Below are 24219 nucleotides of genomic sequence, written 5' to 3'. Positions count from 1 at the left end.
ACTTTCATGTAGCCCTTGAAAATAAAGGGCTCGAGATATTTTTTCATGGATAGTGAATAACTATTTGAAGGTTGTTTTTTAGACTAAATACGATAAAAAGGCGTGCTGCTAGTAAGCACCGCATAACATGCTTACAGAAAAATTGTCAGTGTGGATTGATAAACAATGAATGAATAGTCGCAAAAAAATTAACATTTTTTTTAATTAATTTGGATATGGAAGCGATCAAAATTGCATTTTGCAAGCTGATCGAGCTCTTCTTGAGTGAAGTTAAAGTGCGCAAACCAATGCTCAGTTTCGTCTTGTTCAACTAATTGGTGCTCATTTAAACTTAAGTATTGAGCATAACAACGCGCTTTTAATATCACTTCTGTTAGTGGTAGGTACTCATCGTTTTTAGCTAGTGGCGTTGTTAATTGCTGCATCACCGCATTAAAGGGTAAATACTTAAATGACATTTGCTCAATAACAGTAGCGGTCACTTTCATTGACAGAGTTCTCAATAATGAGCTTAAAAACAAGGGATCTGGCTTAAGCTCTAAAAGTGCCGTGTGTAAGTCTTTCTTTTGTTCTTCACGCGCTTTTGCCACTTGTCGCTGCCAAACTCGCTCAAAGGTGCGTAAATACAAACGCACTAAAGCAATTTTGCCAACATCCAATAACATACCTAAGGTAAACGCGTGCACCTCGTTTACACCATTTAATTTAGCAAGCTCTTGAGCCGCAATGGCACACGCCATCGAATTATCGCGCAAACGACGCTTTAATAATGGAAATGGTTCTGTACTGTGAGGCATCCAATGGCGAACCGCAAATGTAGGCACAACAAACTTTAAATTATCTAAACCAATATAACGCAGCGCTAATAATGGGTTATCAACTTGAACCGAGGTATGCTTGTTACGCTGCTTACGATAGAAAGGCAAATTAACAAAGGCAACCAACTCGCGGCCTAACCAACTTAAATCTTTAACTAAAGGTTCAAGGCGACCAACCGATGCAGAGCGTACTGCTAATATTTCTAAAATCGCTGGAACACTATCTTGAATACCAATTGTTTCATGCACAACCGAGTCGACGTCTTCTAGCTGCTTGTTCATAGCTGCTTCTATGACTTGATGTAACTGCTTACTCGCCTGAGCACGGTACTTATGATGTGCTGTACTGCTTTTTTGTCGCTTCTTTTCGGCTGCAACTTCCACCTCTAATAAAGTGCGTTGCTCCATCGACTCACCGTAGTCAATCTCTAAGGTGTGAATATAACCAATTTGGCGCTGTGCAAAACTATGACCAAGCAATAGATCGTGGGCGCGTTCATTGAGCACCATCGAAGTCCTTTGTTGTCGTTTTTCTTCACTAATTTGCACAGGGGTATTGTCAGTCATATTTGTTAATTCATTAGCCTAAGATTAGAAGCGAGTTAAAAAGTTAGCAAGTAATTCAAGTCCCTGCTGAGTCAAAATTGCTTCGGGGTGAAATTGCACTCCTTCAAGTGCTAAATCATTATGCATGATCCCCATAATTTCATCAAAATCAGAATTTTGTTCTGTCCATGCAGTAATAGTGAAGTCACTAGGCAGGCTTTGTTTATCCACCACTAAAGAATGGTAGCGGCATACCGTCAGTGGATTTGCCAAACCGTTAAACACACCTTGATTGCTATGCTTAACTAACGAGGTTTTACCATGCATCACTTGCTTTGCACGAATAACATCAGCACCTAGAGCCTGAGCAATAGTTTGGTGACCTAAGCAAATACCAAGAATTGGCAACTGGCCTTTTAGTTGTTCAACCACTTGCAAAGAAATACCCGCTTCGTTGGGTGAACATGGGCCGGGTGAAAGAACAATATGTTCAGGATTGAGCTGTTTGATCTCTGCAATGCTGATCTCGTCATTACGTTTTACCAATACATCTTGATCTAAGCGCTGAAAATACTGCACTAAGTTGTAGGTAAACGAATCATAATTGTCGATCATTAACAGCATTGCGTGTAACCCAAAATTACTCAGTCAAAATAATGAAGGCGCATTTTAACCCAAGTGCTGCGAAATGTCGGCAAAAAATGGTTTATTCCTCAGCGATTAAATGCGCTGTAAGGTCAGCCCTTTCCTGCTCATTAAGTTTTTGCGAGCATTTGTTTGCAAAGTCGTAACGCACGAGTACAGTTTTACCAACGGCGCAGCAGTTATCTTGTTGCCATGCTTCTTGGCGAAGCACAAATGAGCTAGAGCCGATGTGCTCTACACTGGTTTTAACGGTTACATCGTGGCCATAAAACAACTCACCGACAAAGCTTACCTCAACCTTAGCAATGATCAATTTCCACTCATAAGGGTTTAGATCGGGGGTAAAAAACCTGAAAATAGGCGCTCGGGCGGCTTCAAACCATACAGGGAGTACGGTATTGTTGATATGCCCTAGCACATCAGTTTCGCTAAAACGAGGTGTGATAGTCTCAGTAAACATAGTAACCCTATAAAAAATATAAACTAAAGGTAGCTCATGACGGACTTTATTCGCGTATACGAAAACGCCCTCAGCAAAGAATTTTGCGACAACTTTATCACGGTATTTGAACAAAGCCCGCATTTAAAACAAGGCATTACCTCTGGCGGCGTGGATTTAGCAAAAAAAGACAGCCGCGATTTATATCTTAACAATCATCCAGAGTACGTTGAGCAACTTAAGCATATTCAGCAAACAACCGCCAGCCACATCTTTAAATACCTTGAAGAGCATATTTTCATGATGATAGGTGCATTTGGTTTAAAGGTATATCATCCGAAAACAGGTCAGCCAGTTGATCTTACACAAGATAATTTTGAAGAAGTTGGCAAACCACAATTGCCATTACTCGTGCAGCAAATTTTCCGCCTTGGGCCTATTCAAGCACAAAAATACGATATCAATAAAGGAGGCTACCCGTATTGGCATAGCGAGGTATACCCACAACACGGTCATAACGAAGCCTTGCATCGCGTACTGTTATTTATGTTCTATTTAAATGATGTCGAAGAAGGTGGTGAAACTGAGTTTTACTATCAACAGCGTAAAATATCACCGAAGCAGGGTTCTATGGTCGTAGCACCGGGTTACTTTACCCATACGCACCGAGGTAATAAGCCCATTTCAAATGATAAGTATATTTTAACGTCGTGGGTTCTATTTAACCGTGCAGAGCAAATCTATGGGCAACCACAATCCTAGCGGTAAAAATCCAACTGACTGTTAGCTCTGTCAAATAGCAGCCCCTTCGGGCTGCTTCAAACTTATAGCTAAAAACTTAGCTTTAATTTTTTAGTAATTGATCAAATAAATCAAAAACCTTATCAAGCTCTTCGATTGTGTTGTAATGCATACAGCCAATGCGAACTACGCCGCCTGTCTCTAATACACCGAGTTGCTTACATAAGCCTTGCGCGTAGAAGTTACCATCCCACACACAAATATGTTGCTTCCCTAAAAACTCAGAAACAACACGCGGCTCGACGCCTTCAAAAGTTAAAGCAAAAGTCGGTGTGCGATTAGCAACACGCTCTAGATCATTAATACCAAACAGCTTAATGCTCGGGTAATCTGCTAAACGCGTTAAGAAATGCTTACTTAATGCCATTTCGTGCTGTTTAGTGATAGCAAAGGCAGCTGCCAGTTTTTCTCGGCGTGAATGACTGTCATCAAGCTCACTAATTGCAGCAATGTAATCAACAGCAGCAATGAGACCAGCTAGCGCTTCAAAGCTTTGCGTACCCGTTTCCCAGCGACCTGGGGCAACATCTTTTGCAGGCTCAACTTTGTATGGTGTGAAACCTTCAAGGTGCTCACGTTTGCCATATACAATACCAAGATGAGGGCCAAAGAACTTGTATGCTGAGCACGCTAAAAAGTCGCAATCAAGTGCCTGTACATCTACCAGCTCATGAGGTGCGTAATGAACGGCATCAACATAAACTAGCGCACCAACTGCATGAGCAAGCTCAACAATGCGTTTAATGTCATTAATTGAACCAGTAGTATTTGATGCATACGTCACTGCTACAAGTTTTGTTTTGCTTGATAAAAGGCTTTCAAAGTGTGCCATATCTAAGCTGCAATCAGCTTCATTGATAAGAGCCGTTTTTACTGTTGCGCCCTTATCTTCAGCAGCTTGCTGCCAAGATGAAACATTTGAGTAGTGATCAGCATTTGTGACAATAATCTCATCACCAGCAGTCCAATCACGCGAGATGGCACGACTGAAGCTGAACGTTAAGCTTGTCATGTTTGCACCAAACACGATTTGCTCTTTAGATGGGGCATTTAATAAATCGGCTGCTGCTTGGCGAGCGCTAGCCATTAACTCAACCGTTTTATCACTTGAGAAAAATGCACCACCTAAGTTCGAGTTGTAGTAACCCAAATAAGCAGTCATGGCACTTAAAACTGACTGTGGCACTTGCGAGCCACCCGGGCCATCAAGGAAAATCGGTGACTGACCAGCAACTTGTTGCATAAGTGCAGGAAATTGACGACGTAATTGCGTTAAGTTCATGATATACCCTTACGCAGTTAGTACGAAGCAATCAAGGTAACCTTCTTTGCTTGCGTCTAATTTATTCATTGGTGTTGCGTTGTGCCATACTTCACGGTCATTAATAAGCGCGAACATGCCGTCTTTAATTTCCATTTTGAAACAAGGCTCTGCTTGCTGATGTTCATAAACAAGTAGCTCACCACCTTCAAGGTTTTCGTGTGATACACCACATACACATACGTGATCAAAACCATCTTGGTGAACACCTTCAGGCGCAGCGGGTGTATCGCTGTCAATCGCAAGCATTCTAAATTGGTGAATTTCAATATCGCGATCATCGCTGATCCCCGTCATATCGCGGAACTGATTAACGATTTGCTTCATGCCATCAGTGGCTAATAAGCTATCTTCTAAATTTTCATAAGTACGCTCAACATTACCTTGGAAGGTATTGATTGAGTCATCCTGCACAAATGCTTTAGTTGGTTGTAGCTTTAATTCACCACCAACGACTTTGATTACTGAATAGCGACGCTTACGAAATTGACCATCGGCGTACGGATTCGCAGGTAGGTTAGCAAAAGAAGGCTTTACTGCGTCAATATGAGCTTGGCTTACAAAACGAAGTTGCAATAGATTCTGGTTGTTTAATTTTGTCATAACGATCTCGCCTTAATATGTTGAGAATATTGGCGAGGATTTTAATGCAATTGGTAGGAAATTTTTGCGTTATTATGTAAACAGCAATGATGATTTATGTAGCTTTAAGATCGAATTTAGAAGTAAATTAGAATTTTTATCTAAAATAAAAAGCCCGCTGGATGCGGGCTTTTTAGCTATTTAATTTTAATTAGAATTAAACGGCTTGCTGAACGATTACTTGGTCTGCCTTTTTAGTGTATTGAGGCATACGGTGGAAGTTCAGGTAACGATATGTATCAGCTGCAGTTGCATTGATCTTATCTGCATACTCTTGGTACTCAGCAGGTGTAGGTAGTTTACCTAAGATTGCCGCTACTGCTGCAAGCTCTGCTGATGCTAAGAATACGTTTGCGCCAGTCCCTAGACGGTTAGGGAAGTTACGCGTAGAGGTAGACACAACCGTTGCTTTATCAGCAACTCGTGCTTGGTTACCCATACATAGTGAACACCCTGGAGTTTCGATACGCGCACCTACACGACCAAAGATACCATAGTAACCTTCGTCAGTAAGTTGGTCTTTATCCATTTTAGTTGGTGGTGCAACCCAAAGTTGAGTTGGGATACGGCCACTGAAACCATCTAGTAGTTTACCTGCAGCACGGAAGTGACCGATGTTAGTCATACAAGAACCGATGAATACTTCATCGATTTTCTCGCCCGTTACGTCTGAAAGAAGACGTGCATCATCAGGGTCATTTGGAGCACAAAGGATTGGCTCTTTGATATCAGCTAGGTCGATTTCAAGTACGTGTTTGTACTCTGCATCAGCATCAGCTTCCATCAGCTCAGGGTTAGCTAACCACTCTTGCATTGCTGTGATACGACGCTCAATAGTACGCACATCACCGTAACCTTCAGAGATCATCCACTTAAGCATTACAATGTTTGACTCTAGGTATTCAGCGATAGACTCTTTAGAAAGTTTAACTGTACAACCTGCAGCTGAACGCTCAGCTGATGCATCAGAAAGTTCGAAAGCTTGCTCAACAGTTAGGTGCTCAACACCTTCGATTTCTAGTACACGACCAGAGAATTCGTTGATCTTACCTTTCTTCTCAACTGTTAGAAGACCTTCTTTGATACCGTAATAAGGGATAGCATGTACTAGGTCACGTAATGTGATACCTGGCTGCATTTCGCCTTTAAAACGTACTAAGATTGACTCAGGCATATCAAGTGGCATTACACCTGTTGCTGCTGCGAATGCTACTGCACCAGAACCCGCTGGGAATGAAATACCTAGAGGGAAACGAGTATGCGAGTCACCACCAGTACCTACTGTATCTGGTAATAACATACGGTTTAACCATGAGTGGATTACACCGTCACCTGGACGTAGTGATACACCGCCACGGTTCATGATGAAATCAGGAAGTGTGTGGTGAGTGTTAACGTCGATTGGCTTAGGATAAGCTGATGTATGACAGAAAGACTGCATTGTTAAATCTGCAGAGAAACCTAAACACGCTAGATCTTTAAGTTCGTCACGCGTCATAGGACCTGTTGTATCTTGCGAACCAACCGTTGTCATTTTCGGCTCACAGTATTGACCAGGACGTACGCCAGGCATGTTACATGCTTTACCAACCATCTTCTGAGCTAATGTGAAGCCTTTACCAGAATCAGTTACAAGGGCAGGTTTGCGGAAGATATCTTCAGCTTCCATACCTAGTGATGCACGTGCTTTATCAGTTAAACCACGACCGATGATCAGTGGAATACGACCGCCAGCACGCACTTCATCAAGAATTACGTCTGATTTAAGAGAGAAAGTTGATATTACTTCATCTGTGCCGTGACGCTTAACAACACCTTCGTATGGGAAGATATCGATTTGGTCACCCATGTTTAGCTCATCAACAGGTAGTTCGATTGGTAATGCACCAGAGTCTTCCATTGTGTTGAAGAAGATAGGCGCGATTTTACCACCTAAACATACACCACCAACGCGTTTGTTTGGTACGTGAGGAATATCATCACCCATGAACCAAAGTACAGAGTTAGTTGCAGATTTACGAGAAGAACCCGTACCAACTACATCACCAACGTATGCAAGAGGTAAACCTTTAGTTTTAAGCTCTTCTAGTTGTGAAATTGGACCAACTTCACCTGGTTTGTCAGGGTTGATACCATCACGTTCGTTCTTCAGCATTGCTAAAGCGTGTAGTGGGATATCAGGACGTGACCATGCATCTGGAGCAGGTGAAAGGTCATCTGTGTTTGTTTCGCCCGTTACTTTGAATACGGTAACTGAGATTTTTTCAGCAACTGCAGGCTTGTTTACAAACCATTCTGCATTTGCCCAAGATTCGATTACTTGCTTAGCAAATTCGTTACCTGCTTTCGCTTTTTCTTCTACATCGTAGAAAGCATCGAACATTAATAATGTGTTTGATAAACCTTTAACAACGATTGGTGCTAACGCTTCGTCGTCTAGAAGTTCGATCATAGGTGCGATGTTGTAACCACCTAACATAGTACCAAGTAGCTCAGCTGCTTTTTCTTTTGATACAAGTGGTGAGCTCGCTTCGCCTTTTGCAACTGCAGCTAAGAAACCTGCTTTAATGTAAGCAGCATCATCAACACCTGGTGGTACGCGGTTAACAAGAAGGTCTACGATAAATTCTTCTTCACCTGCCGGTGGATTTTTGATTAGTTCAATAAGATCAGCCGTTTGCTGAGCATCTAGTGGCGCTGGTACGATACCTAACGCGGCACGTTCTTCTACGTGTTTACGATATTCTTGTAGCACAATATTGCCCTCTTGGTGACGTGAAAGTACTCGGTTCTATTAATCTAAATAGCAATTTTACCCAGTACTTATAGTATTCTGACGGTTAATTATAAAGCTTTTAAGTATAGATGAAAATCCATGCTGCGCTTAGGCACTTTATATTCAGTATAAATAACATGAATAGTACTAAAAAAAAAAGCTATTCTGATGAATATTTATTAAGAATCATTCCTATCTGTGTTTTAAAAGCAAAAAACCCAGCACTAGGCTGGGTTTTAAACTCAATGCAAAGTCTAACTATTAACGCTCTACTTTAACACGTTCAATAACTTTAACTTTTGCTTCTACACGACGGTTTTCTGCATGTGCTTCCGGCGTGTTAGCTGGATTTTTAAGACGCTCTTCACCATAACCAACTGTAGTTAGGCGCATCGCATCAATACCATCTTCAATAAGCTTCTTAGCGACTGCATCAGCACGTTTTTTCGATAACCACTTATTGTAATCTGCTTTACCAACAGATGAAGTGTGACCTTCTAATACAACATCAGTGCCTGGATGCTCTTTTAAGAATGCAGCTGCACTGTCAATATCATCTAAATATTGTTGTGAAACTTTAGATGTATTGTTAGGGAATGTGATTAGTAAGCTCTTCGTTACTTCACGGTCTTCGTATAATGTACAACCAGAAGCATCTACAGCATCTGTCATAGGAGTATTAGCGCATTGGTCATCTGCATCAGGAATGCTGTCGCCATCGCTATCAACTGGCTCAACCGGAACAGGTACAACTGCAGGTGCTGGCTCAACTGGCTCTGGTTCGCTTTGATCACCAAAGATATAGCTGAAACCTAATTTAGCACCAACATCAGTGTAGCCACGGTCAAGACCTTGGTATAAAGAAGTTTCTGCGTTAAATGCAAAGTTATCTGTAAAGTAGTGCTGGTAACCGGCACCCACGTTAGCAAACATTAAATCTTCATCAACAGCGTCAAGGTTTTTCAAACCGAAAATACCGTAGAATGGGCCACCGCCAAAGTGATACAAACCATCGATACCGTAACGCTTACCGCTTTCAGAACCACTCATTGTAGTTCCATCGTTGTCGGTCACGTTCCAATCGAAATCCATATCTGCGTATTCTAAGCGGGCACTCCAGTAATCGCTAAAGCGATAACCAAGCTCTAAACCCCACCCTGTTGAGTCGTCTACGTCTAGGCCACCTGGCGGATAATCACGGATATTCTCCCATGAATTATCGTAGTAATCACCAAACGCACCAATATAAAAACCTTGTTTCTCGGCTGCGATTGTTGAGGCACTTGTTGCAGCAAGCGCTAAAGCAATTGTAAGTGGTTTCAGTTTCATGTTTCATTCCCTTCCATTTAAGATAACTTAAGGCCGTGTAGCCTACATTCCGTCAAGATAGTTGATGAGTAATTAATCCAAACTTAATAAACCCAAACAACATAATAAATTTTCTTAATTTAACAACACCAACTAAATACAGCGACGTAAAAAGAATCAATATAAATCCAACAATATTGATACTAAAAAAACATTACAGTAAAAATAATTATATTACCTAATAATTATTCTACAAGGTAACTAAAAAAGCTATAGCACAAATGGTTGATAGTTACTTTGATGATTCAAATCAATATTCACTTAAATTATCATTTAACAAAAAGGTACATTCTGAAGATTATTTTATTTAATCGAAAAATAATTATGTTCTTAAATTAAAAAAATAAAGCCGAACCAACTACTTGGCTCGGCTTTACTATTTGTAACTATTTATAAATATAGGAGTATTTACATATTTATAATAGTTTAGTCTTATTTACGAAGAACTTTTACACGTTCAACACTTGTAATTTGCGCTTCTACACGACGGTTTTCAGCATGTGCTTCCAGTGTGTAGGCTTTATTTTTCAAACGCTCTTCACCGTATCCAACTGTCGAAATTCTATCTGCAGCGATACCGTCTTTGATAAGTTCATCAGCAACATCTTGTGCGCGCTTTTCTGAAAGCTTCATATTATAGTCAGCATCACCCACTGCAGAGGCGTGGCCTTCTAATACAACTGATGTGTCTTGGTTTTCTTTCATAAACGCAGCCACATCTGCAATATCGCTGAAGTATTTGTTTGGTACTTCTGCTACATCATGCGGGAAAGTAACTAACAAGGTGATAGTTGCTTCTTTTTCTTCGTATAATGTACAGCCTGTGCTATCTACTGCATCTGTCATTGGTGTGTTAGCACACTGATCATCAGCATCCATAACACCATCATTATCGCTATCAGTTGGAGCGCTAACAACCGGCGCAGGCTCTACTGGCTCAGATGAGCTTTGGTTACCGAAAATATAGCTGAAACCTAATTTAGCGCCAACATCAGTGTAACCACGATCAAGACCTTGATATAAAGACGTTTCAGCGTTAAATGCGAAATTGTCTGTAAAGTAGTGCTGATAACCGGCACCAACGTTAGCAAACGTTAAGTTTTCATCTAGAGCACTTAGGTTCTTAAGACCAAAAATACCATAGAATGGGCCGCCACCTAAGTGATATAAAGCATCAATACCGTAACGCTCGCCGCTTTCAGAGCCACTTGTTGAAGTACCATTAGCTAAATCTGCAGTCCAATCAAAGTCCATGTCTGCATATTCTAGACGCGCGCTCCAGTAATCACTGAAACGATAGCCTAACTCTAAGCCCCAACCAGTTGAGTCATCAACATTCAATCCACCTGGCGGATAATCACGAACATTTTCCCAAGAATTGTCGTAATAGTCGCCAAATGCGCCAATATAAAAACCTTCTTTTTCAGCAGCGAGGGCTGTAGAACTCGTTGCAGCCAGTGCTAACGCAATAGTAAGTGATTTTAGTTTCATTATTTCCTTCCCATTTTCACAATAAAGCTGTTTTCAGCTAATGTTTGTTGAGTATTTAAAAACTGTTGAGTAGCTCAAAAAATCAATCTTACGATAGTTCATAAGCCACAATTTTACTTATTTATTAATTATCAATGCTTAACACTTGATGCTTAATACTTAATAAAGCTGAATCCAATATAACAAAAGAATTATTTAAATTACGTCTAACATGATTCTAAAGTCGTATTAGATCATCATCTAAAGCAATAAGTTAACTCCATTCTATGATAGCACTTGCGTTTATTCTGCTCAATCAGCAAGCATTTAAAAAAACTAAATAAACACTTTTTATTTCAAGCAAGTACAAATGCATTAGGTACCACAAAATGTTTGATAATTAGCATCGCCATTTTCAGGTGGCTCATACCAAGATTCGAATTGCTGATCATAAACGTAGGGCTTTGATAAAACTGACAAAAAGCCATTCAGCATTGAACTACATCCTGTTTTTTCATATTCCGCCAAGATCATTTCAATATTATGGTTGCGTGGAATGACTGCAGGATTAACAGCACGCATGATGTCATAACTTTCAGCTGATGTTCTGACTCGCCACTTTGCAGCCCACCCCTTAATACTATCCGGTAATGCAAAATCCGCAAGTAATGACTCCGTAAGAGCATTGAAAGTATTAGTATAATCAAGGTTATTTTGCTGCATCAGAGTGAGTAACTCAGTCACTAAAGCTTGGTTATCGTCGTGTTCATCTAGAAGTCCTAACTTCCGTCGCCACATTGTAGTAAATGCATGATTAAACTTTTCAGCAAAACTATTTACTGCACTGGATAATAACGACAAAGCTTGCTGTTCATTTTTAAATAATGGCAGCAAGCTCTCAGCTAATCGCGCGCAATTCCAATTCGCAATGTTTGGTTGGTTACCGAATGCATAGCGCCCTTGATGGTCTATGGAACTAAACACAGTATCAAAGTCAAACTGGTTCATCATAGCGCATGGGCCGTAATCAATGGTTTCACCACTCACTAATGTATTGTCTGTATTCATTACACCATGGATGAATCCCACTCGCATCCAACTGATGATAAGCTCAATTTGCTTATCTATGACTGCGGTTAAAAAGTCTACATAACGTTGCTCTGCACGCGTATCTATCTCTGGGAAATGACAACTGAGTGCGTAATCAACTAACTTTTCTAAGCCTTCAATATCGCCCTGGGTTGCTAAATACTGAAATGAACCAACGCGAATATGACTTTTTGCTACGCGAGTTACGACAGCGCCTGGCCGAGGTGGTTGTCGATACACCGTTTCGCCGGTAGTAACAACAGCTAAGCAGCGAGTTGTCGCGACACCTAATGCAGCCATCGCTTCGCTCATTATAAACTCACGAACCGCCGGCCCAATCGCACAACGTCCATCACCACCACGTGAAAACACTGTAGCACCCGCCCCTTTAAGCTGTATGTCCCACAGTACTCCTTCAACGTCTTTAACTGCTCCAAGCAAATGCGCTCTGCCATCCCCCAGACGTGGTGAGAAATGACCAAATTGATGCCCTGAGTAACCTAAAGCAATAGGCTTTACGCTGTCATCAGTTATTGAGCCACTTAACTGTCCTGCTAGGTATTCTGGATCATGATTAATACCAAGCGACTGAGCTAATTTATCATTGAATAACAATAATGCGGGATCAGCGGCGCGAGTAGGCATATCTTCAATAGCCAATAGTTCGCTGATATCGGTATACCTAGTTTGCAGTTTCATAAAAAATCCTATCGCGCAGCTATGCCAACGCGGTTATCGCCTACCCCATAGGCAACTAATTGACTTAGCGCTTGCAGGCTAAAGCCACTTTGTTGTTGTAGCTCGTTGAAAAAGTCTTGTGCAGCTTGTAATGACTTTTTAGTTTGTAAGCCACCGTCAATTAATTCATGAGCACGTAAATAATTTTCTACGTCTCGAGACAGTAAAAAAGTATCCTTACCCATGGCACGCAATGCATAAGGCCCTGTGTTCCCACCTAGTCGCGCACCATGCTTTTTTAAGTAAGCCCACAAACCGATAATATTATTTACTGGCCAATCAGCTACAAATTGGCTGAAACTGCCATGTTTTTCAGCTACTTCATGGATCATGTAGGCATTTTCAGGGATCGTTTGTACTTTTTTAAAGTTACGAATAATACGTTCATCACTGGCTTTTTGCTCGAGCATATCAGGTGGCATCATTAATAGTTTCTCAACACTGAAGTCCCAAAATACCTCTCGAAATCCTGACCACTTACTATTGATAACAGACCAGTAAAAACCACTTTGGAACACTTTACGCGTTAACTCTTCCAACCATAAGTCGTCATGCATTTTGGCAATGTCAGCGCTATCAAGCGGGTCAGAAAGCAGTGCAAGCAGCATTTCTTCACTGCCCTTACGGGTGACAGCTCGCTGATAGATATCGTTAAACTTTTCCATTCTTCTTCCAATTCGTCTGGGTAATACTAGTGTACTAAAAACACGCTTATACGTAACCATGTTGCAAAATCGGTCACTAAAAAAACGAATACTCCGCCTTGACACCTAGATGGCTAAAATGCTTTAATCGCCGCTGATACCCTATTTAACTATGTTGGCTTTAAGCTATAAAGCGAGCATAAAGGGCTGGAAGAGGTGCGTTATTCAGGTAGCGTATAGGAGGAGCACAGACTCTGTTGATCATACGTGAGGGGAATTAACGCCGAGAAGTAACACCGTTTGTGAGGTGCTTATTTCGGGCGACTGGGCTGAATCCCAGCGACTGTCACCAACAATAGCAAAACGCTATTGATTAGTTTGGTGGAGAGCTTCTGGTCTTAGTATAATAAGGCCGTTGCGTCTTTATTATTTTAAGCCCATTCGCTCTTCGAATTATACCTTGTTCGAACGACGACATGCGGCTCCATTCAATTGCTCCCGCATAAACTCTTCGAATACCTTATAAGTTCGTGAGAGATGATCAACAATTTTGATTTAAACGACTATCCACTATGGACAGCGCTTGTCACGCCATTTTCTGAATCTGGCGAGGTCGATTATACGGCCCTTGGACAACTGGTCGCTGAGCAGCAAGATGCAAATAACGGCATTTTATTGCTTGGCAGTACCGGTGAAGGACTGGCGCTTTCACTCAAAGAGCAACAAGCCATTGTTGAGCATGTTTGCCAATTAGCACCGACTGTACCACTCATGGTTGCTGTGGGCGGCATGAACCTTAAGCAGCAAATTGCTTGGGTTGAATACTGCAACCAACTACCTATTCATGGCTACCTGTTAGGTTCACCTCTGTACGCAAAGCCTGGGGTTGTTGGCCAAACACATTGGTTTGAAAGCCTACTTAACGCAAGCCATCACCCTTGTATGTTGTATAACGTACCAGGACGTAGCGCAGTTGAGATCTCACCGCAGGTGATCAAAAACCTTGCTGAGCACAAAAACCTTTGGGCTTTGAAAGAAGCCAGTGGTGACATTAGCAAATTTGAAGGCTTTAGAACGGCGTCACCAACACTGGCTATCTTCAGTGGTGATGATGCACTTATGCCGTATTTTGCTCAAGCGGGTGCAAAAGGCTTAGTTTCGGTTGCCGCAAATGCTTGGCCGAGTCAAACCCATGAGTTTGTTAAACGCAGTTTAAGTGGTCAATATCCAAATCTATTCACCGATTGGTCGCAAGCGATTCAAAGCTTATTTGCTGTCGCAAATCCAATCCCCGTAAAAGTACTGATGCACCTGCAAGGTAAAATAAATACCCCGCATTTACGTCCGCCGCTTACGCATTTAGAGCTAGAGCAAACAGACAGCATCACCCACGCAAACAACACAATTTTATCTTGGAACTAAAAACAGGTTTTATCATGAGCTGGTTAGAATTATTAAACAACTTAGAATCGGGCGCAGTGCGCGCAGCAACACAAGACGAAAATGGCAACTGGCATGCCAACGTTGAAGTTAAACAAGGCATTTTAGAAGCCTTCAAAAATGGTACTAACACCGAGTTCCCGGGTGGTTTTGTGGATAAGCACAACCTAGCACCACAGGGCTTTGCTGCAAATGCCGGCGTGCGTATGGTACCAGGTGGTAGCAGTGTTCGTCGTGGCGCACACGTTGCTAAAGGCACGATAATCATGCCACCAGCGTATGTAAATATTGGCGCATTCATCGACGAAGGTACGATGGTCGACAGTCACGCATTAGTGGGTTCATGCGCACAAGTAGGTAAAAATGTTCACCTAAGTGCAGCAGTACAGTTAGGTGGCGTGCTTGAGCCAATTGGTGCCAGCCCTGTGGTTATTGAAGATGACGCTTTCATCGGTGCAGGCTGCGTTATTGTTGAAGGTGTGGTTGTGAAAAAAGGTGCTGTACTTGCGCCGGGTGTGCGCTTATCTGCAACTATTCCTGTCTACGATTGTGTTAATGAGCGCCAGCTAAACAAAGGTGAAGCAATTCCAGAAAACGCGATTGTAATCCCAGGTTCTCGCCCTGCTTCAAATGCATGGGCTCGCGAGCAAGGTTTAAGCATGTCTTGTGCATTGATCGTGAAATACCGTGACGAACAAAGCGATGCATCATTATTGTTAGAAGAGGTTTTACGTTAATGAGCTTTTTGAGCACGCCCATCAAGCAAGCGGTTGAACAAGTTTCAACACATCTTGATACGCCATTTTTTATCTATGATTTAGATAAATTAACTGCACATTTAAATCAATTAACTGCGCAAACCGATGTGAAACTTTGGTATGCCGTTAAGGCCAACCCGCTGTCTCGCATTATTCAATGTTTAGACAGCGCAGGGTTTAATTTTGATGTTGCGAGTAAAGGTGAACTTGAGCAAGTACTTGCCCAAGGCATCGATAGCGAGCGCGTGCTCAACACAGGGCCTGCAAAGAGCCCTGCACAAATTTCACATTTTATTGCTCGCGGCGTACGTACCTTCGTGGCCGAGAGCATAAACCAAGTTCGCTGGTTAAATGAGCAAGCAACAAAAGCAAATTGTCAGCTGCAAGTTCTGTTGCGTGTACAACTTCGTTGGCCAGACAGCGAAAAGAACCCACTTGGCGGCGATAGCCTTACTCCTTTTGGTTTGGGCTGTGATGAGTGGCAAGCGCTCACAGTAAGTGATTACACTGCTCTTAACTTTGATGGCCTGCATATTTTCCAATGGGGCAATATGCTGAGCACTGACAAACTCGCCGAGCTATGGCGTGCGATGATTGCGCCATTACAACAACTAGCAAGTGCATTAAATATTAACCTTAATATTCTCGATTTAGGGGGTGGCTTAGGCATTCCTTATACTCAAGATGCTAACCGACTCGATTGGTCTGCACTTATCGAGACTCTGGCGAGTATTAAAGCAGATGCCGGTGTCAAAGAGCTTTGGATGGAACTTGGCCGCTATGCGGTGGGCGAATGCGGCCATTACGCCACACCGGTTGTTGAACGCAAAGAAAATTACAATCAACAGCAGGTGATTTTATCAGGCGGTATTAACCATTTACTTCGCCCTGCTGTGACAAGCCAAGATTTTCCTGCGGCGTTACTGCGTGAGTCAACGGCTGAGCCTGCAGCAATGACTTTATATGGCCCGCTTTGCACTGCACTTGATTGCTTAGGTGAGCACCAACTAGCTAGTGATTTAAGTGAGCAAGACTGGTTGGTATTCAGCCAATGTGGCGCGTATGGCTTTACCGAAAGTATGCCGTACTTTTTATGCCACGAATTAGCGGCTGAATACATCCTTGAACAAGGCAATATTGAGTGCATTCGTAGCGCTGAAGATGCCAGCTATTATTTAAGGTAATCACCATGAGTAAAGAGTTAATCAGCCAAGAGAATATTGTGGTTGGCGAAATTGCCAACGGCCTACCACTGACAATTCCTGTGTATCGTTTAAAAGGCGATGACACAGGGCCAAACGTGTATATACAAGCTAATATGCACGGTGCTGAAGTACAAGGTAACGCTGTAATTTATCAATTGCTTGAGCAGCTAAAATCACTCAAGCTGCGTGGCGATATTACCCTAGTGCCTTATGCCAACCCAATTGGTTGTAATCAAAAGTCAGGTGAGTTTACTTTAGGTCGCTTCGATCCAATTACTGGCACCAACTGGAACCGCATGTACCGCTTTAATAAAGCGTTACCGTCACAGATTGCTGAACAGCATAAAGACAGTGATGATGCGACCCTTAAAGCTGCGTTTAAACAGGCACTCGTTGCTGACATCGACAGCCAATTAACGGGCCCAGATTACAGCTTAACAACGGGTAAGCGCATTGCACTTAACTTGCAAAAGCTTGCCCATCAGGCTGATATTGTTTTAGACCTTCACACCGGGCCTATCTCAAGTAAGCATTTATACTGCCCCCAATACGCCAAAGCCAGCGCGAGCTATTTCAACATCGAACATGTGTTATTGATCCCAAGTGATTTTGATGGCGCAATGGATGAAGCGAGTTTCTGCCCGTGGTGGTCGTTATCTGAAGAGCTTGCCAAACAAGGCCGTGAATTTGCAGTTCAAGTCGAAGCATTTACCGTTGAACTTGGTAGCCAAGAAAAAATCGATTTAAGTGCAGCCCTTGAAGACGCCAATAGCATTTTAAGTTACCTCAATCATAAAGAGGTATTGGTTAATGCCGCATATCAACCTAAAGCGATGACACGCTATGCATGTATGCTTGAAGATTATGTAGCTTACTACGCACCTATGGGTGGCATGGTAGAATACCTTGCACCACTCGGTGGCCATATAAAAGCAGGCGAACCAATTGCTCATATTTTACGAATGGAGCGCTACCTTTCTGAGCAGCCACTACAAACATTGAGTTTTGATAAAGACGCCATCGCTATTTTGCATTTTGCCTCAGCAAGCGTGAATCAAGGCACCGAACTTTATAAGTTTTTTACCAACGTATTTGAGCTATAAGCTCACCCCTTCTCATTGCGTGAGAGTCGACGGCTTATGCCCTTAGGCCGTCACAGCAGGGCTCCAAGCTTAGCTTGGGGCTCTCTATTTACCTAAAATATCAACAATTCAGTATAAGTTCACGGTTACTTATGTAAAAATCGTTATAATTATTCTTACTTATAAGTCTATTCAAAAGGGAACTGCAATGGGATGGCGCATTTGGCTGGCAGCTGCTGGCTTATTTTCTGTACCTGTATTTGCTCAAACTGAACAACCACAAACCAATGAACAAGATGACGCGCTAGAACTCGTAAAGCAGTGTATTTTGAACGAAGCCATTGGCGGTGACGGCAAACAAACACTCGAAGAACTTCGTAAAAAATGCTCTGACTTAGACGAGAGTAAAAAACTTACCGCTTTAGACAAACGTAAAGCCCGTGAAGAAGTGAGCAAGAAAAACCGTAATGTGATCACTCCTCATAAGCGTAACTACATTTTACCACTTTCATATGTATCTAATCCGAATGAGCGTCCATTTGATGGTTTAAAAGATCTTGCTGAGCAAACTGATGGTGAACCACTTGATAACCTTGAAGTGAAATATCAACTATCAATTAAAGTGCCTATTTTCGAAGGCTTCTCAGATAAAGATCAGGGCGTATTCTTTGCGTTTACCATGCAATCGTTTTGGCAGTTTTATAACAAAGATATTTCATCACCGTTTCGTGAAACAAACTACGAACCAGAGATCTTCTGGGTGAACTACCTTGATCCTGAGCATGTGCTTTGGGGCGATGAAATGGCAATTGCAATTGGTGCATCACATCAATCTAATGGTCGCAGCCAACCAAATTCACGTTCATGGAACCGTATCTATGCCGATTTCTTATGGGAAAAAGACGGCTTTGTATTTAGCTTTAAGCCTTGGTACCGAATTCCGGAAGATAAAAAAGACGATGAATTAGAAGCGCGTGGCGATGACAACCCTGATATTTACAAATACATGGGTTACTTTGAATTCTCAGGTGCATACCGTTATAACGAGCATGAATTTAGCTTTATGACCCGTAATAACCTAAATTCAGATAACCGTGGTGCAATCCAATTAGATTGGTCTTTCCCTCTATGGGGCCGATTACGTGGTTACGCACAATACTTTAATGGTTATGGCGAGAGCTTAATTGATTACAACGCCGATATTGAACGTTTTGGTGTGGGTATTCTGTTAACTGACTTGCTTTAACTGCAGTATTAACTGACTTACTTTAACTGCAATAAAGAGCGAGCTTTAGTTAGCTCGCTCTGAATATGCGTTATTTTTTAACGATGAAGTGACCTTCAAATTCAGCAACTAACACATCACCATCATATACATTCACTGGTACATGGTAGCTTGCTTTGCCACTGTCTTCTAAATCCGCTAACTTGCCTTTACAACCAGCCAGCTCAACACTACCACGAGGGTCGTTATTCAGTGGTTTAAGGTATTTAATGTTGGCATCAGCTAATACGATATTCCCTTCAAGTCCTGCTTCTTTCAGTGCAAGGTAAGTAGCACCCCAGCCAGTTAAAGTCGCTAGACTGTAAATTGAACCTGCAAACATAGTGTTATGAAGGTTTAGGTTCGCATCTAAATCAGCACGAGTAGTAAATTGCCAATCGGTATAGCTTTCAACTTTAATTCCCATCGCATCACTGATTGGAATCGACTCACGCCACGTATTTTGCAGTACTTGTGTCCAGTTTGGATGACGGAACCACCCCGGCTCAGACGGTTTTTGTTTTACCATTTTCCAGTGTTGTACATCGTCATAGGCAAGGTGCGCTTTTTCTTTTAGCTCGTAGCCGTGACGTTTATAAAACTCTAAGGCACGTTCACGGGCAAAAAGCACGAGCTCATCGGCATCTTGAGTCCACGCTATTTTTTCTAGCTCATGCAGTAAACGACTACCAATGTGCTGATTACGATTCCCTTCAGCAACCGCCATATAGCGTACTTGTGCTTGTTGATGATTATTAAAATGCAAACGTGCTACACCTAATACTTCGCCATCATTGTTTTTAATAAAGCGATGCTCGGCATCTTGCTCTAAGTCATCTTGCTCAGAACCGCGCGGCTCACCCCAAGGTGCTCTTAAAACCTGCCAACGTAATGAATAATACGCTTGCCAATCTTCGCTACTTTGCGGTGTGGTCACTTTAAACATAAATACTCCTGTGAAAATACAGCCACTGTCTGTTATTTTTCTAACGTGGCTCGACGAATGCAAATTACGATACGCGATCTTCTTGCAAGTTGGAATAATACTTTGGTGACCCAGCTTAAATTATTATCCTGAGCTGTAAAAACTAATGCACAATTGCACTTTATGGTGACTAGTCTATGCTGAAACAATTGTCATACTTTTTAAACATAAAAGCTAAAGGCCCGAGATATGGAACATTTTCTTGAACCCAGTGGCGCAATAAAGCATAGTTTTATTGAAGAATGTCACCAGTTAGGGCAGCTGATTTACTGGCACAAGCAAGGCAATTACAGCATTCAAGTTAGGCAACTCAATCAACTACGTTGGTTATTGATTAACGAAACTCTTCAATCTGTTATCGAAAAACGTCAGCCTAACAGGCTTCTTTTCCCTCATTTACAATATCTTGCGAAGCTCTGGCAGAAACTTGATGAACCTAAAAAAATTTTAGAGTTAGGCTTAGGTGGCGGGGCAATTCGTAACTATCTTCAGCATACCTACCCTGATAGCCAGCTTATTTCAGTGGAAAAAAACCCCGATATTATTCATTGTTACAAACGCTACTTTGGTGGAGATCACACAAGTAATTTACGCTGTTTCGATGCTCAACAAATACTTGAGCAAGGACACGAATACAATTGGATTATATTGGATTTATTCAGTGAAGTAGATGGCCCACTGTTTTTATACAAACATACTTTTTATGCCAAGCTTCGCACAGCGATGGCTAAAGGTGGTGTATTATTTATTAACTTTTTATCCAGTCACCCATCGCAGTTAAAGCAACTTGAGCATTTACTTATCACCGAATTCGGCAAGCGACCAAGTATCGAAAAGATCCCTAATTATGTGAATCATATCGTGATGATCAAAAAATAAAAATACTTATACCAATCCGCTTAATTAAGTAGTCTATTTTGAGGCAATAAAACCTCGTTGATAACAAGGCAAAAATTTCGTTATTTAGTTGTTCTAAATGAGAAATTTTTAACGCAGGTAGCGACAGGTTTAATCCCTCAAAATGATTAAGTATTATTGCGGATTGGTATTACACAGATAAATTAAAAGTAACGGGACCATCGTTACATAGGCTTACTTGCATATCAGCACCAAATTGCCCTGTGGCTACTGTTAACCCGGCTTTTTTAGCTTCAGCGATAAAATACTCATAGAGCGTATTAGCTTGATCAGGCGTACCAGCACTTGAAAAGCTCGGACGCATGCCCTTTTTAGTGTCTGCGGCTAGTGTAAACTGCGAAACCACCAACAGTTCACCCTTGATATCATTCAAGCTTAAATTCATCTTTCCTTGTTCATCGGTAAAAATTCGGTAATTACTTACTTTATGTAAAAGCTTCTGAGCGCTTTGTTCGGTATCCTGTTTTTCAACGCCTAATAGCAGCAAAATACCTTGTGAAATTTCACCGACGACTTCGCCCGCCACTTCTACTTTTGCCTGTTTTACTCTTTGAATTAAACCTTGCATTGATCCCTCGATAACTTGATATACATTAAATCTGCAGCACGTCGCATTGCTGCCAAATATACCTGATTATCGCTACTGTGCCCAATACCATCTAATATCAATAATTGTGCATTTAATTGTTCAGCAAGCTGCTGTACGGCACTATATCGACAGATCAAATCGGCTCGGCCATGAATAAACCAAATGGGTAAATGAGTCAAAACATGCGCATTTTCTGCGATGTAACCCTCTTCAATAAAACAAAGATTACGAAAATAATGCACCATTAACCTTGCTTGATTTAAGCCTACATGGGGCTCTTGCAAACTCCAATTAGTTAATGGCTCACCATGACATAACACCTGCTCCCAATGGCACCATAGTTTAGCGAATTTGCTGGCTTTAATTTGATCGCTACTATTTAGTTGTTGCTGATAAAAGTCGAGTAAGGCATGCCAATCGGTAAAATCATGAGCAAACTCTTTAAAGCATTCTGGGTAAAAATGCGCGCCCGCGCCTTTAGTTGTGTAAAGCCATTCAAAGTCACTGTTACAGGCTAAAAAACTAGCCCGTAAAATAAGTCCTGCGATGTGCTCCCGATGTTTTATTGCATACACAAGTGCAAGAGTTGCTCCCCACGATTCGCCGCACACCAGCCATTTTTCAATGCCGAGTTGCTGGCGTAAAAACTCGAGATCAGCGACTAAATCTAATGTGGTGTTTGTGTTGATATCATGGGGGGTTGAATGACCACAACCGCGCTGGCTGAACATGATCACTCGATAACGTTCTAAATCAAAAAAGCGGCAATTTTCAGGGCACAGCCCCGCGCCAGGCCCGCCATGACATAACACCACAGCAATCCCTGTAGACGCACCATATTCTTGCACATGGATTTGATGGCCATCGCCAACACTCAAATGGTAATCACGGTTGGCAACATAATGTGGATGTAACTGCACCTCGCTCTCCTTAGGTGCAGTCGCTATTAAACGTCTATATCAGGTGTATCCTCAATATCTTCAGGACTGATACATACCGTAAACTCTGCACCGAGTAATACGACAATCCAAGACAGATAGACCCAAACAAATAGTATAGGTATCGTCGCCAACGCCCCATAAATAACTTCATAAGATGGGAAGTGACTGATATACAGAGCAAAGCCTTTTTTTGTCAGCTCAAACAACATAGCTGCAAACAATGCTCCTGGAATTGCCGCTCTAAATGGAACTCGTGTGTTAGGCACTAAAGTATAGAGCATAATGAAGCCAATCATGGAAATTATGTAAGGTAATAGTTTCAATAAAAAGCCGCTGAATCCAGGAATACCTTGATCAGCGAATGATACTAAAGACACAATGTATGAGGTAACACCAATACTCGCGCCGAGTAATACTGGACCTAAGCTAAGCACCATCCAATAAACGGCAAACGAAATCATCATGGGGCGTTTTTTCTTAATACGCCAAATTCGGTTCAATGTGGCATCGACATTGCGAATGAGTAACAAGGACACTGCTGCTAAAAATCCCACACCGACCGCAGTCATTTTATTAGCATTACCGGCAAAGGCGCTGATATGCTCTTTAATAACATCAGAAGAAGTCGGCACAAGATTAGTAAATAAGAAATTTTCTATGGTTACCAAGGTGCTTTCAAATCCAGGAAAAGCAGAAAAAATAGCGACACCAACCGCCACTAATGGCACGATTGATAACAAGGTTACATAAGCCAAATAACCTGCATTAACAGTAATTTGATCGTCAATACAACGATTGAGATACTGCATCCACCAAGTAGGTTGTTGCTTTAAGAAAATGCTTATTTGCAGCTTATAACGAGTGAGCTTCTCATCCATAGAATCTAATTTCTGCTAAAATGTTTTGATAATCATAGCAATCCACCACATAATTTGAAATGACAGGTACCTAAAAAGGATTCTCAATGAAAAAACTGACACTTTTAAGTGCACCACTATTTGCAGTAACCATGGCATTATCAGGCTGTCAGTCAGCTTATTACTCTGCTATGGAATCTGTAGGAGTGCACAAACGCGACATTTTAGTCGACCGCGTAGAAGAAACAAAAGAATCACAACAAGAATCCCAAGAAGAATTTCAATCAGCCCTAGATAGATTAACCACATTAATCAATTTCAATGGCGGTGAACTTGAGGATGCATATAAGCAACTAAATGATGATTATGAATCAAGCCTAGCGGCTGCAAATGACGTAACAAATAATATCAATAAAGTTGAAGATGTCGCTGAGGCACTATTTGAAGAATGGGCTGATGAGCTAGAGCAATACAAAAGCGCCTCACTAAAACGTGAAAGCAGCAAAAAGCTCAATGCAACTAAGCGCCAATTTGATCAACTACTTCGCTCAATGCGCAGCGCAGAAAGCAAAATGGAGCCGGTATTATCATCACTGCATGACAACGTTCTGTATTTAAAGCACAACCTCAACGCGCAGGCTGTTACAGCTATCAAGGGTGAGTTCACAAACCTAAAACGCGATATAAAAGTGTTAATGGACGACATGAACAAATCAATTGAAGACTCTAATAAGTTCATTGAGCAAATGAATAAAGCTGGTTAATTAGCGCAAACGAGTTTTTACAAAGCCTACTTAAACGTAGGCTTTTTTGTGTAATCTCTTGTTACTTTTTAATGATTTATCTTAAATTTTATTTTGCTAAACTCACGGCAAAGAATAAA

22 protein-coding genes and 1 riboswitch are annotated in these 24219 nt (G+C 41.6%); of the genes, 8 read left to right on the top strand and 14 right to left on the bottom strand.

Going from position 1 to position 24219, the window contains the following annotated elements:
- Positions 1-200 precede the first annotated feature (200 nt).
- From E5N72_RS03540 to E5N72_RS03530, 3 genes are all read right to left on the bottom strand, one after another.
- The gene (locus E5N72_RS03540) at positions 201-1361 is read right to left on the bottom strand and encodes an HDOD domain-containing protein (RefSeq protein WP_135926216.1); all 1161 of its coding nucleotides are present in this window, start codon (positions 1359-1361) and stop codon (positions 201-203) included.
- Between the two features lie 48 nt (positions 1362-1409).
- The gene (locus tag E5N72_RS03535) at positions 1410-1988 is read right to left on the bottom strand and encodes an aminodeoxychorismate/anthranilate synthase component II (RefSeq protein ID WP_135923252.1); all 579 of its coding nucleotides are present in this window, start codon (positions 1986-1988) and stop codon (positions 1410-1412) included.
- Between the two features lie 82 nt (positions 1989-2070).
- The gene (locus tag E5N72_RS03530) at positions 2071-2469 is read right to left on the bottom strand and encodes a thioesterase family protein (RefSeq protein WP_054552415.1); all 399 of its coding nucleotides are present in this window, start codon (positions 2467-2469) and stop codon (positions 2071-2073) included.
- Positions 2470-2505: 36 nt separating this feature from the next.
- On the opposite strand from E5N72_RS03530, the gene E5N72_RS03525 reads away from it, so the two are divergent.
- Positions 2506-3210: a 2OG-Fe(II) oxygenase gene (locus tag E5N72_RS03525; protein ID WP_135923251.1), complete on the top strand. Its 705-nt coding sequence runs from the start codon at positions 2506-2508 to the stop codon at positions 3208-3210.
- An 82-nt stretch (positions 3211-3292) separates the two neighbouring features.
- On the opposite strand, the gene E5N72_RS03520 is transcribed toward E5N72_RS03525, so the two are convergent.
- From E5N72_RS03520 to E5N72_RS03490, 7 genes are all read right to left on the bottom strand, one after another.
- Positions 3293-4531, bottom strand: a complete 1239-nt coding sequence (locus E5N72_RS03520; protein WP_135923250.1) for a cysteine desulfurase-like protein — start codon at positions 4529-4531, stop codon at positions 3293-3295.
- Positions 4532-4540: 9 nt separating this feature from the next.
- Complete coding sequence (locus E5N72_RS03515) at positions 4541-5173, bottom strand: 2OG-Fe dioxygenase family protein (protein ID WP_135923249.1); 633 nt, start codon at positions 5171-5173, stop codon at positions 4541-4543.
- Positions 5174-5369: 196 nt separating this feature from the next.
- On the bottom strand, positions 5370-7967 hold the full coding sequence (gene acnB / locus E5N72_RS03510; protein WP_135923248.1) for a bifunctional aconitate hydratase 2/2-methylisocitrate dehydratase: 2598 nt from the start codon (positions 7965-7967) through the stop codon (positions 5370-5372).
- Between the two features lie 282 nt (positions 7968-8249).
- A complete protein-coding gene (locus tag E5N72_RS03505) occupies positions 8250-9317 on the bottom strand; it encodes an OmpA family protein (protein WP_135923247.1) in 1068 nt (355 codons plus the stop codon).
- Positions 9318-9788: 471 nt separating this feature from the next.
- Complete coding sequence (locus E5N72_RS03500) at positions 9789-10847, bottom strand: OmpA family protein (protein ID WP_135923246.1); 1059 nt, start codon at positions 10845-10847, stop codon at positions 9789-9791.
- 354 nt (positions 10848-11201) lie between these two features.
- The gene (locus E5N72_RS03495; protein ID WP_135923245.1) at positions 11202-12614 is read right to left on the bottom strand and encodes a protein adenylyltransferase SelO family protein; all 1413 of its coding nucleotides are present in this window, start codon (positions 12612-12614) and stop codon (positions 11202-11204) included.
- An 8-nt stretch (positions 12615-12622) separates the two neighbouring features.
- The gene (locus tag E5N72_RS03490; RefSeq protein WP_135923244.1) at positions 12623-13318 is read right to left on the bottom strand and encodes a DNA-3-methyladenine glycosylase I; all 696 of its coding nucleotides are present in this window, start codon (positions 13316-13318) and stop codon (positions 12623-12625) included.
- A gap of 182 nt (positions 13319-13500) precedes the next feature.
- Positions 13501-13697: riboswitch (Lysine riboswitch) on the top strand.
- A gap of 137 nt (positions 13698-13834) precedes the next feature.
- Here E5N72_RS03490 and dapA point away from each other — a divergent pair.
- From dapA to E5N72_RS03465, 5 genes are all read left to right on the top strand, one after another.
- Complete coding sequence (gene dapA, locus E5N72_RS03485; RefSeq protein WP_135923243.1) at positions 13835-14719, top strand: 4-hydroxy-tetrahydrodipicolinate synthase; 885 nt, start codon at positions 13835-13837, stop codon at positions 14717-14719.
- Between the two features lie 14 nt (positions 14720-14733).
- On the top strand, positions 14734-15474 hold the full coding sequence (locus tag E5N72_RS03480) for a 2,3,4,5-tetrahydropyridine-2,6-dicarboxylate N-succinyltransferase (RefSeq protein WP_135923242.1): 741 nt from the start codon (positions 14734-14736) through the stop codon (positions 15472-15474).
- On the top strand, positions 15474-16679 hold the full coding sequence (locus E5N72_RS03475) for a PLP-dependent decarboxylase (protein ID WP_135923241.1): 1206 nt from the start codon (positions 15474-15476) through the stop codon (positions 16677-16679). Before E5N72_RS03480 ends, E5N72_RS03475 begins: the two co-directional genes overlap by 1 nt.
- A gap of 5 nt (positions 16680-16684) precedes the next feature.
- Complete coding sequence (locus E5N72_RS03470) at positions 16685-17803, top strand: succinylglutamate desuccinylase/aspartoacylase family protein (RefSeq protein ID WP_135923240.1); 1119 nt, start codon at positions 16685-16687, stop codon at positions 17801-17803.
- A 187-nt stretch (positions 17804-17990) separates the two neighbouring features.
- Positions 17991-19028 carry a phospholipase A gene (locus E5N72_RS03465; RefSeq protein ID WP_054563462.1) on the top strand — a complete coding sequence of 346 codons (1038 nt, stop codon included), beginning with the start codon at positions 17991-17993 and terminating at the stop codon, positions 19026-19028.
- A gap of 70 nt (positions 19029-19098) precedes the next feature.
- Here the strand turns inward: E5N72_RS03465 and E5N72_RS03460 are convergent, their stop codons facing one another.
- Positions 19099-19992, bottom strand: a complete 894-nt coding sequence (locus tag E5N72_RS03460) for a bifunctional GNAT family N-acetyltransferase/hotdog fold thioesterase (protein WP_135923239.1) — start codon at positions 19990-19992, stop codon at positions 19099-19101.
- A gap of 228 nt (positions 19993-20220) precedes the next feature.
- Here E5N72_RS03460 and E5N72_RS03455 point away from each other — a divergent pair, with 228 nt between their 5' ends.
- On the top strand, positions 20221-20910 hold the full coding sequence (locus E5N72_RS03455) for an SAM-dependent methyltransferase (protein ID WP_135923238.1): 690 nt from the start codon (positions 20221-20223) through the stop codon (positions 20908-20910).
- A gap of 169 nt (positions 20911-21079) precedes the next feature.
- On the opposite strand, the gene dtd is transcribed toward E5N72_RS03455, so the two are convergent.
- From dtd to E5N72_RS03440, 3 genes are read right to left on the bottom strand one after another with little or no spacing between them, the layout of a single operon-like run.
- Positions 21080-21517 carry a D-aminoacyl-tRNA deacylase gene (gene dtd, locus E5N72_RS03450; RefSeq protein ID WP_135923237.1) on the bottom strand — a complete coding sequence of 146 codons (438 nt, stop codon included), beginning with the start codon at positions 21515-21517 and terminating at the stop codon, positions 21080-21082.
- Entirely contained in the window at positions 21505-22458 is a 954-nt protein-coding gene (locus E5N72_RS03445; protein ID WP_168246705.1) for an alpha/beta fold hydrolase, read from the bottom strand. Before E5N72_RS03445 ends, dtd begins: the two co-directional genes overlap by 13 nt.
- Before the next feature lie 26 nt (positions 22459-22484).
- Entirely contained in the window at positions 22485-23357 is an 873-nt protein-coding gene (locus tag E5N72_RS03440; protein WP_135923235.1) for a virulence factor BrkB family protein, read from the bottom strand.
- Positions 23358-23443: 86 nt separating this feature from the next.
- On the opposite strand from E5N72_RS03440, the gene E5N72_RS03435 reads away from it, so the two are divergent.
- Positions 23444-24100, top strand: coding sequence for a DUF2959 domain-containing protein (locus E5N72_RS03435; RefSeq protein ID WP_135923234.1), 657 nt, complete (start codon positions 23444-23446; stop codon positions 24098-24100).
- Positions 24101-24219: the final 119 nt, after the last annotated feature.

The organism is Pseudoalteromonas sp. MEBiC 03607, assembly GCF_004792295.1.
In the GTDB taxonomy this organism is placed as follows: domain Bacteria; phylum Pseudomonadota; class Gammaproteobacteria; order Enterobacterales; family Alteromonadaceae; genus Pseudoalteromonas; species Pseudoalteromonas lipolytica_C.
The sequence above is the reverse complement of the archived record's forward strand: the minus strand, read 5'-3'. Positions and strand labels throughout refer to the sequence as shown.

What these genes read in the sequence shown, in the direction of transcription:
- E5N72_RS03535 (WP_135923252.1), bottom strand. Translation starts at nt 1,988, where the DNA reads ATGCTGTTAATGATCGACAATTATGATTCGTTTACCTACAACTTAGTG.
- E5N72_RS03530 (WP_054552415.1), bottom strand. Translation starts at nt 2,469, where the DNA reads ATGTTTACTGAGACTATCACACCTCGTTTTAGCGAAACTGATGTGCTA.
- E5N72_RS03525 (WP_135923251.1), top strand. Translation starts at nt 2,506, where the DNA reads ATGACGGACTTTATTCGCGTATACGAAAACGCCCTCAGCAAAGAATTT.
- E5N72_RS03520 (WP_135923250.1), bottom strand. Translation starts at nt 4,531, where the DNA reads ATGAACTTAACGCAATTACGTCGTCAATTTCCTGCACTTATGCAACAA.
- E5N72_RS03515 (WP_135923249.1), bottom strand. Translation starts at nt 5,173, where the DNA reads ATGACAAAATTAAACAACCAGAATCTATTGCAACTTCGTTTTGTAAGC.
- E5N72_RS03505 (WP_135923247.1), bottom strand. Translation starts at nt 9,317, where the DNA reads ATGAAACTGAAACCACTTACAATTGCTTTAGCGCTTGCTGCAACAAGT.
- E5N72_RS03500 (WP_135923246.1), bottom strand. Translation starts at nt 10,847, where the DNA reads ATGAAACTAAAATCACTTACTATTGCGTTAGCACTGGCTGCAACGAGT.
- E5N72_RS03495 (WP_135923245.1), bottom strand. Translation starts at nt 12,614, where the DNA reads ATGAAACTGCAAACTAGGTATACCGATATCAGCGAACTATTGGCTATT.
- E5N72_RS03490 (WP_135923244.1), bottom strand. Translation starts at nt 13,318, where the DNA reads ATGGAAAAGTTTAACGATATCTATCAGCGAGCTGTCACCCGTAAGGGC.
- dapA (WP_135923243.1), top strand. Translation starts at nt 13,835, where the DNA reads ATGATCAACAATTTTGATTTAAACGACTATCCACTATGGACAGCGCTT.
- E5N72_RS03480 (WP_135923242.1), top strand. Translation starts at nt 14,734, where the DNA reads ATGAGCTGGTTAGAATTATTAAACAACTTAGAATCGGGCGCAGTGCGC.
- E5N72_RS03475 (WP_135923241.1), top strand. Translation starts at nt 15,474, where the DNA reads ATGAGCTTTTTGAGCACGCCCATCAAGCAAGCGGTTGAACAAGTTTCA.
- E5N72_RS03470 (WP_135923240.1), top strand. Translation starts at nt 16,685, where the DNA reads ATGAGTAAAGAGTTAATCAGCCAAGAGAATATTGTGGTTGGCGAAATT.
- E5N72_RS03465 (WP_054563462.1), top strand. Translation starts at nt 17,991, where the DNA reads ATGGGATGGCGCATTTGGCTGGCAGCTGCTGGCTTATTTTCTGTACCT.
- E5N72_RS03460 (WP_135923239.1), bottom strand. Translation starts at nt 19,992, where the DNA reads ATGTTTAAAGTGACCACACCGCAAAGTAGCGAAGATTGGCAAGCGTAT.
- E5N72_RS03455 (WP_135923238.1), top strand. Translation starts at nt 20,221, where the DNA reads ATGGAACATTTTCTTGAACCCAGTGGCGCAATAAAGCATAGTTTTATT.
- dtd (WP_135923237.1), bottom strand. Translation starts at nt 21,517, where the DNA reads ATGCAAGGTTTAATTCAAAGAGTAAAACAGGCAAAAGTAGAAGTGGCG.
- E5N72_RS03440 (WP_135923235.1), bottom strand. Translation starts at nt 23,357, where the DNA reads ATGGATGAGAAGCTCACTCGTTATAAGCTGCAAATAAGCATTTTCTTA.
- E5N72_RS03435 (WP_135923234.1), top strand. Translation starts at nt 23,444, where the DNA reads ATGAAAAAACTGACACTTTTAAGTGCACCACTATTTGCAGTAACCATG.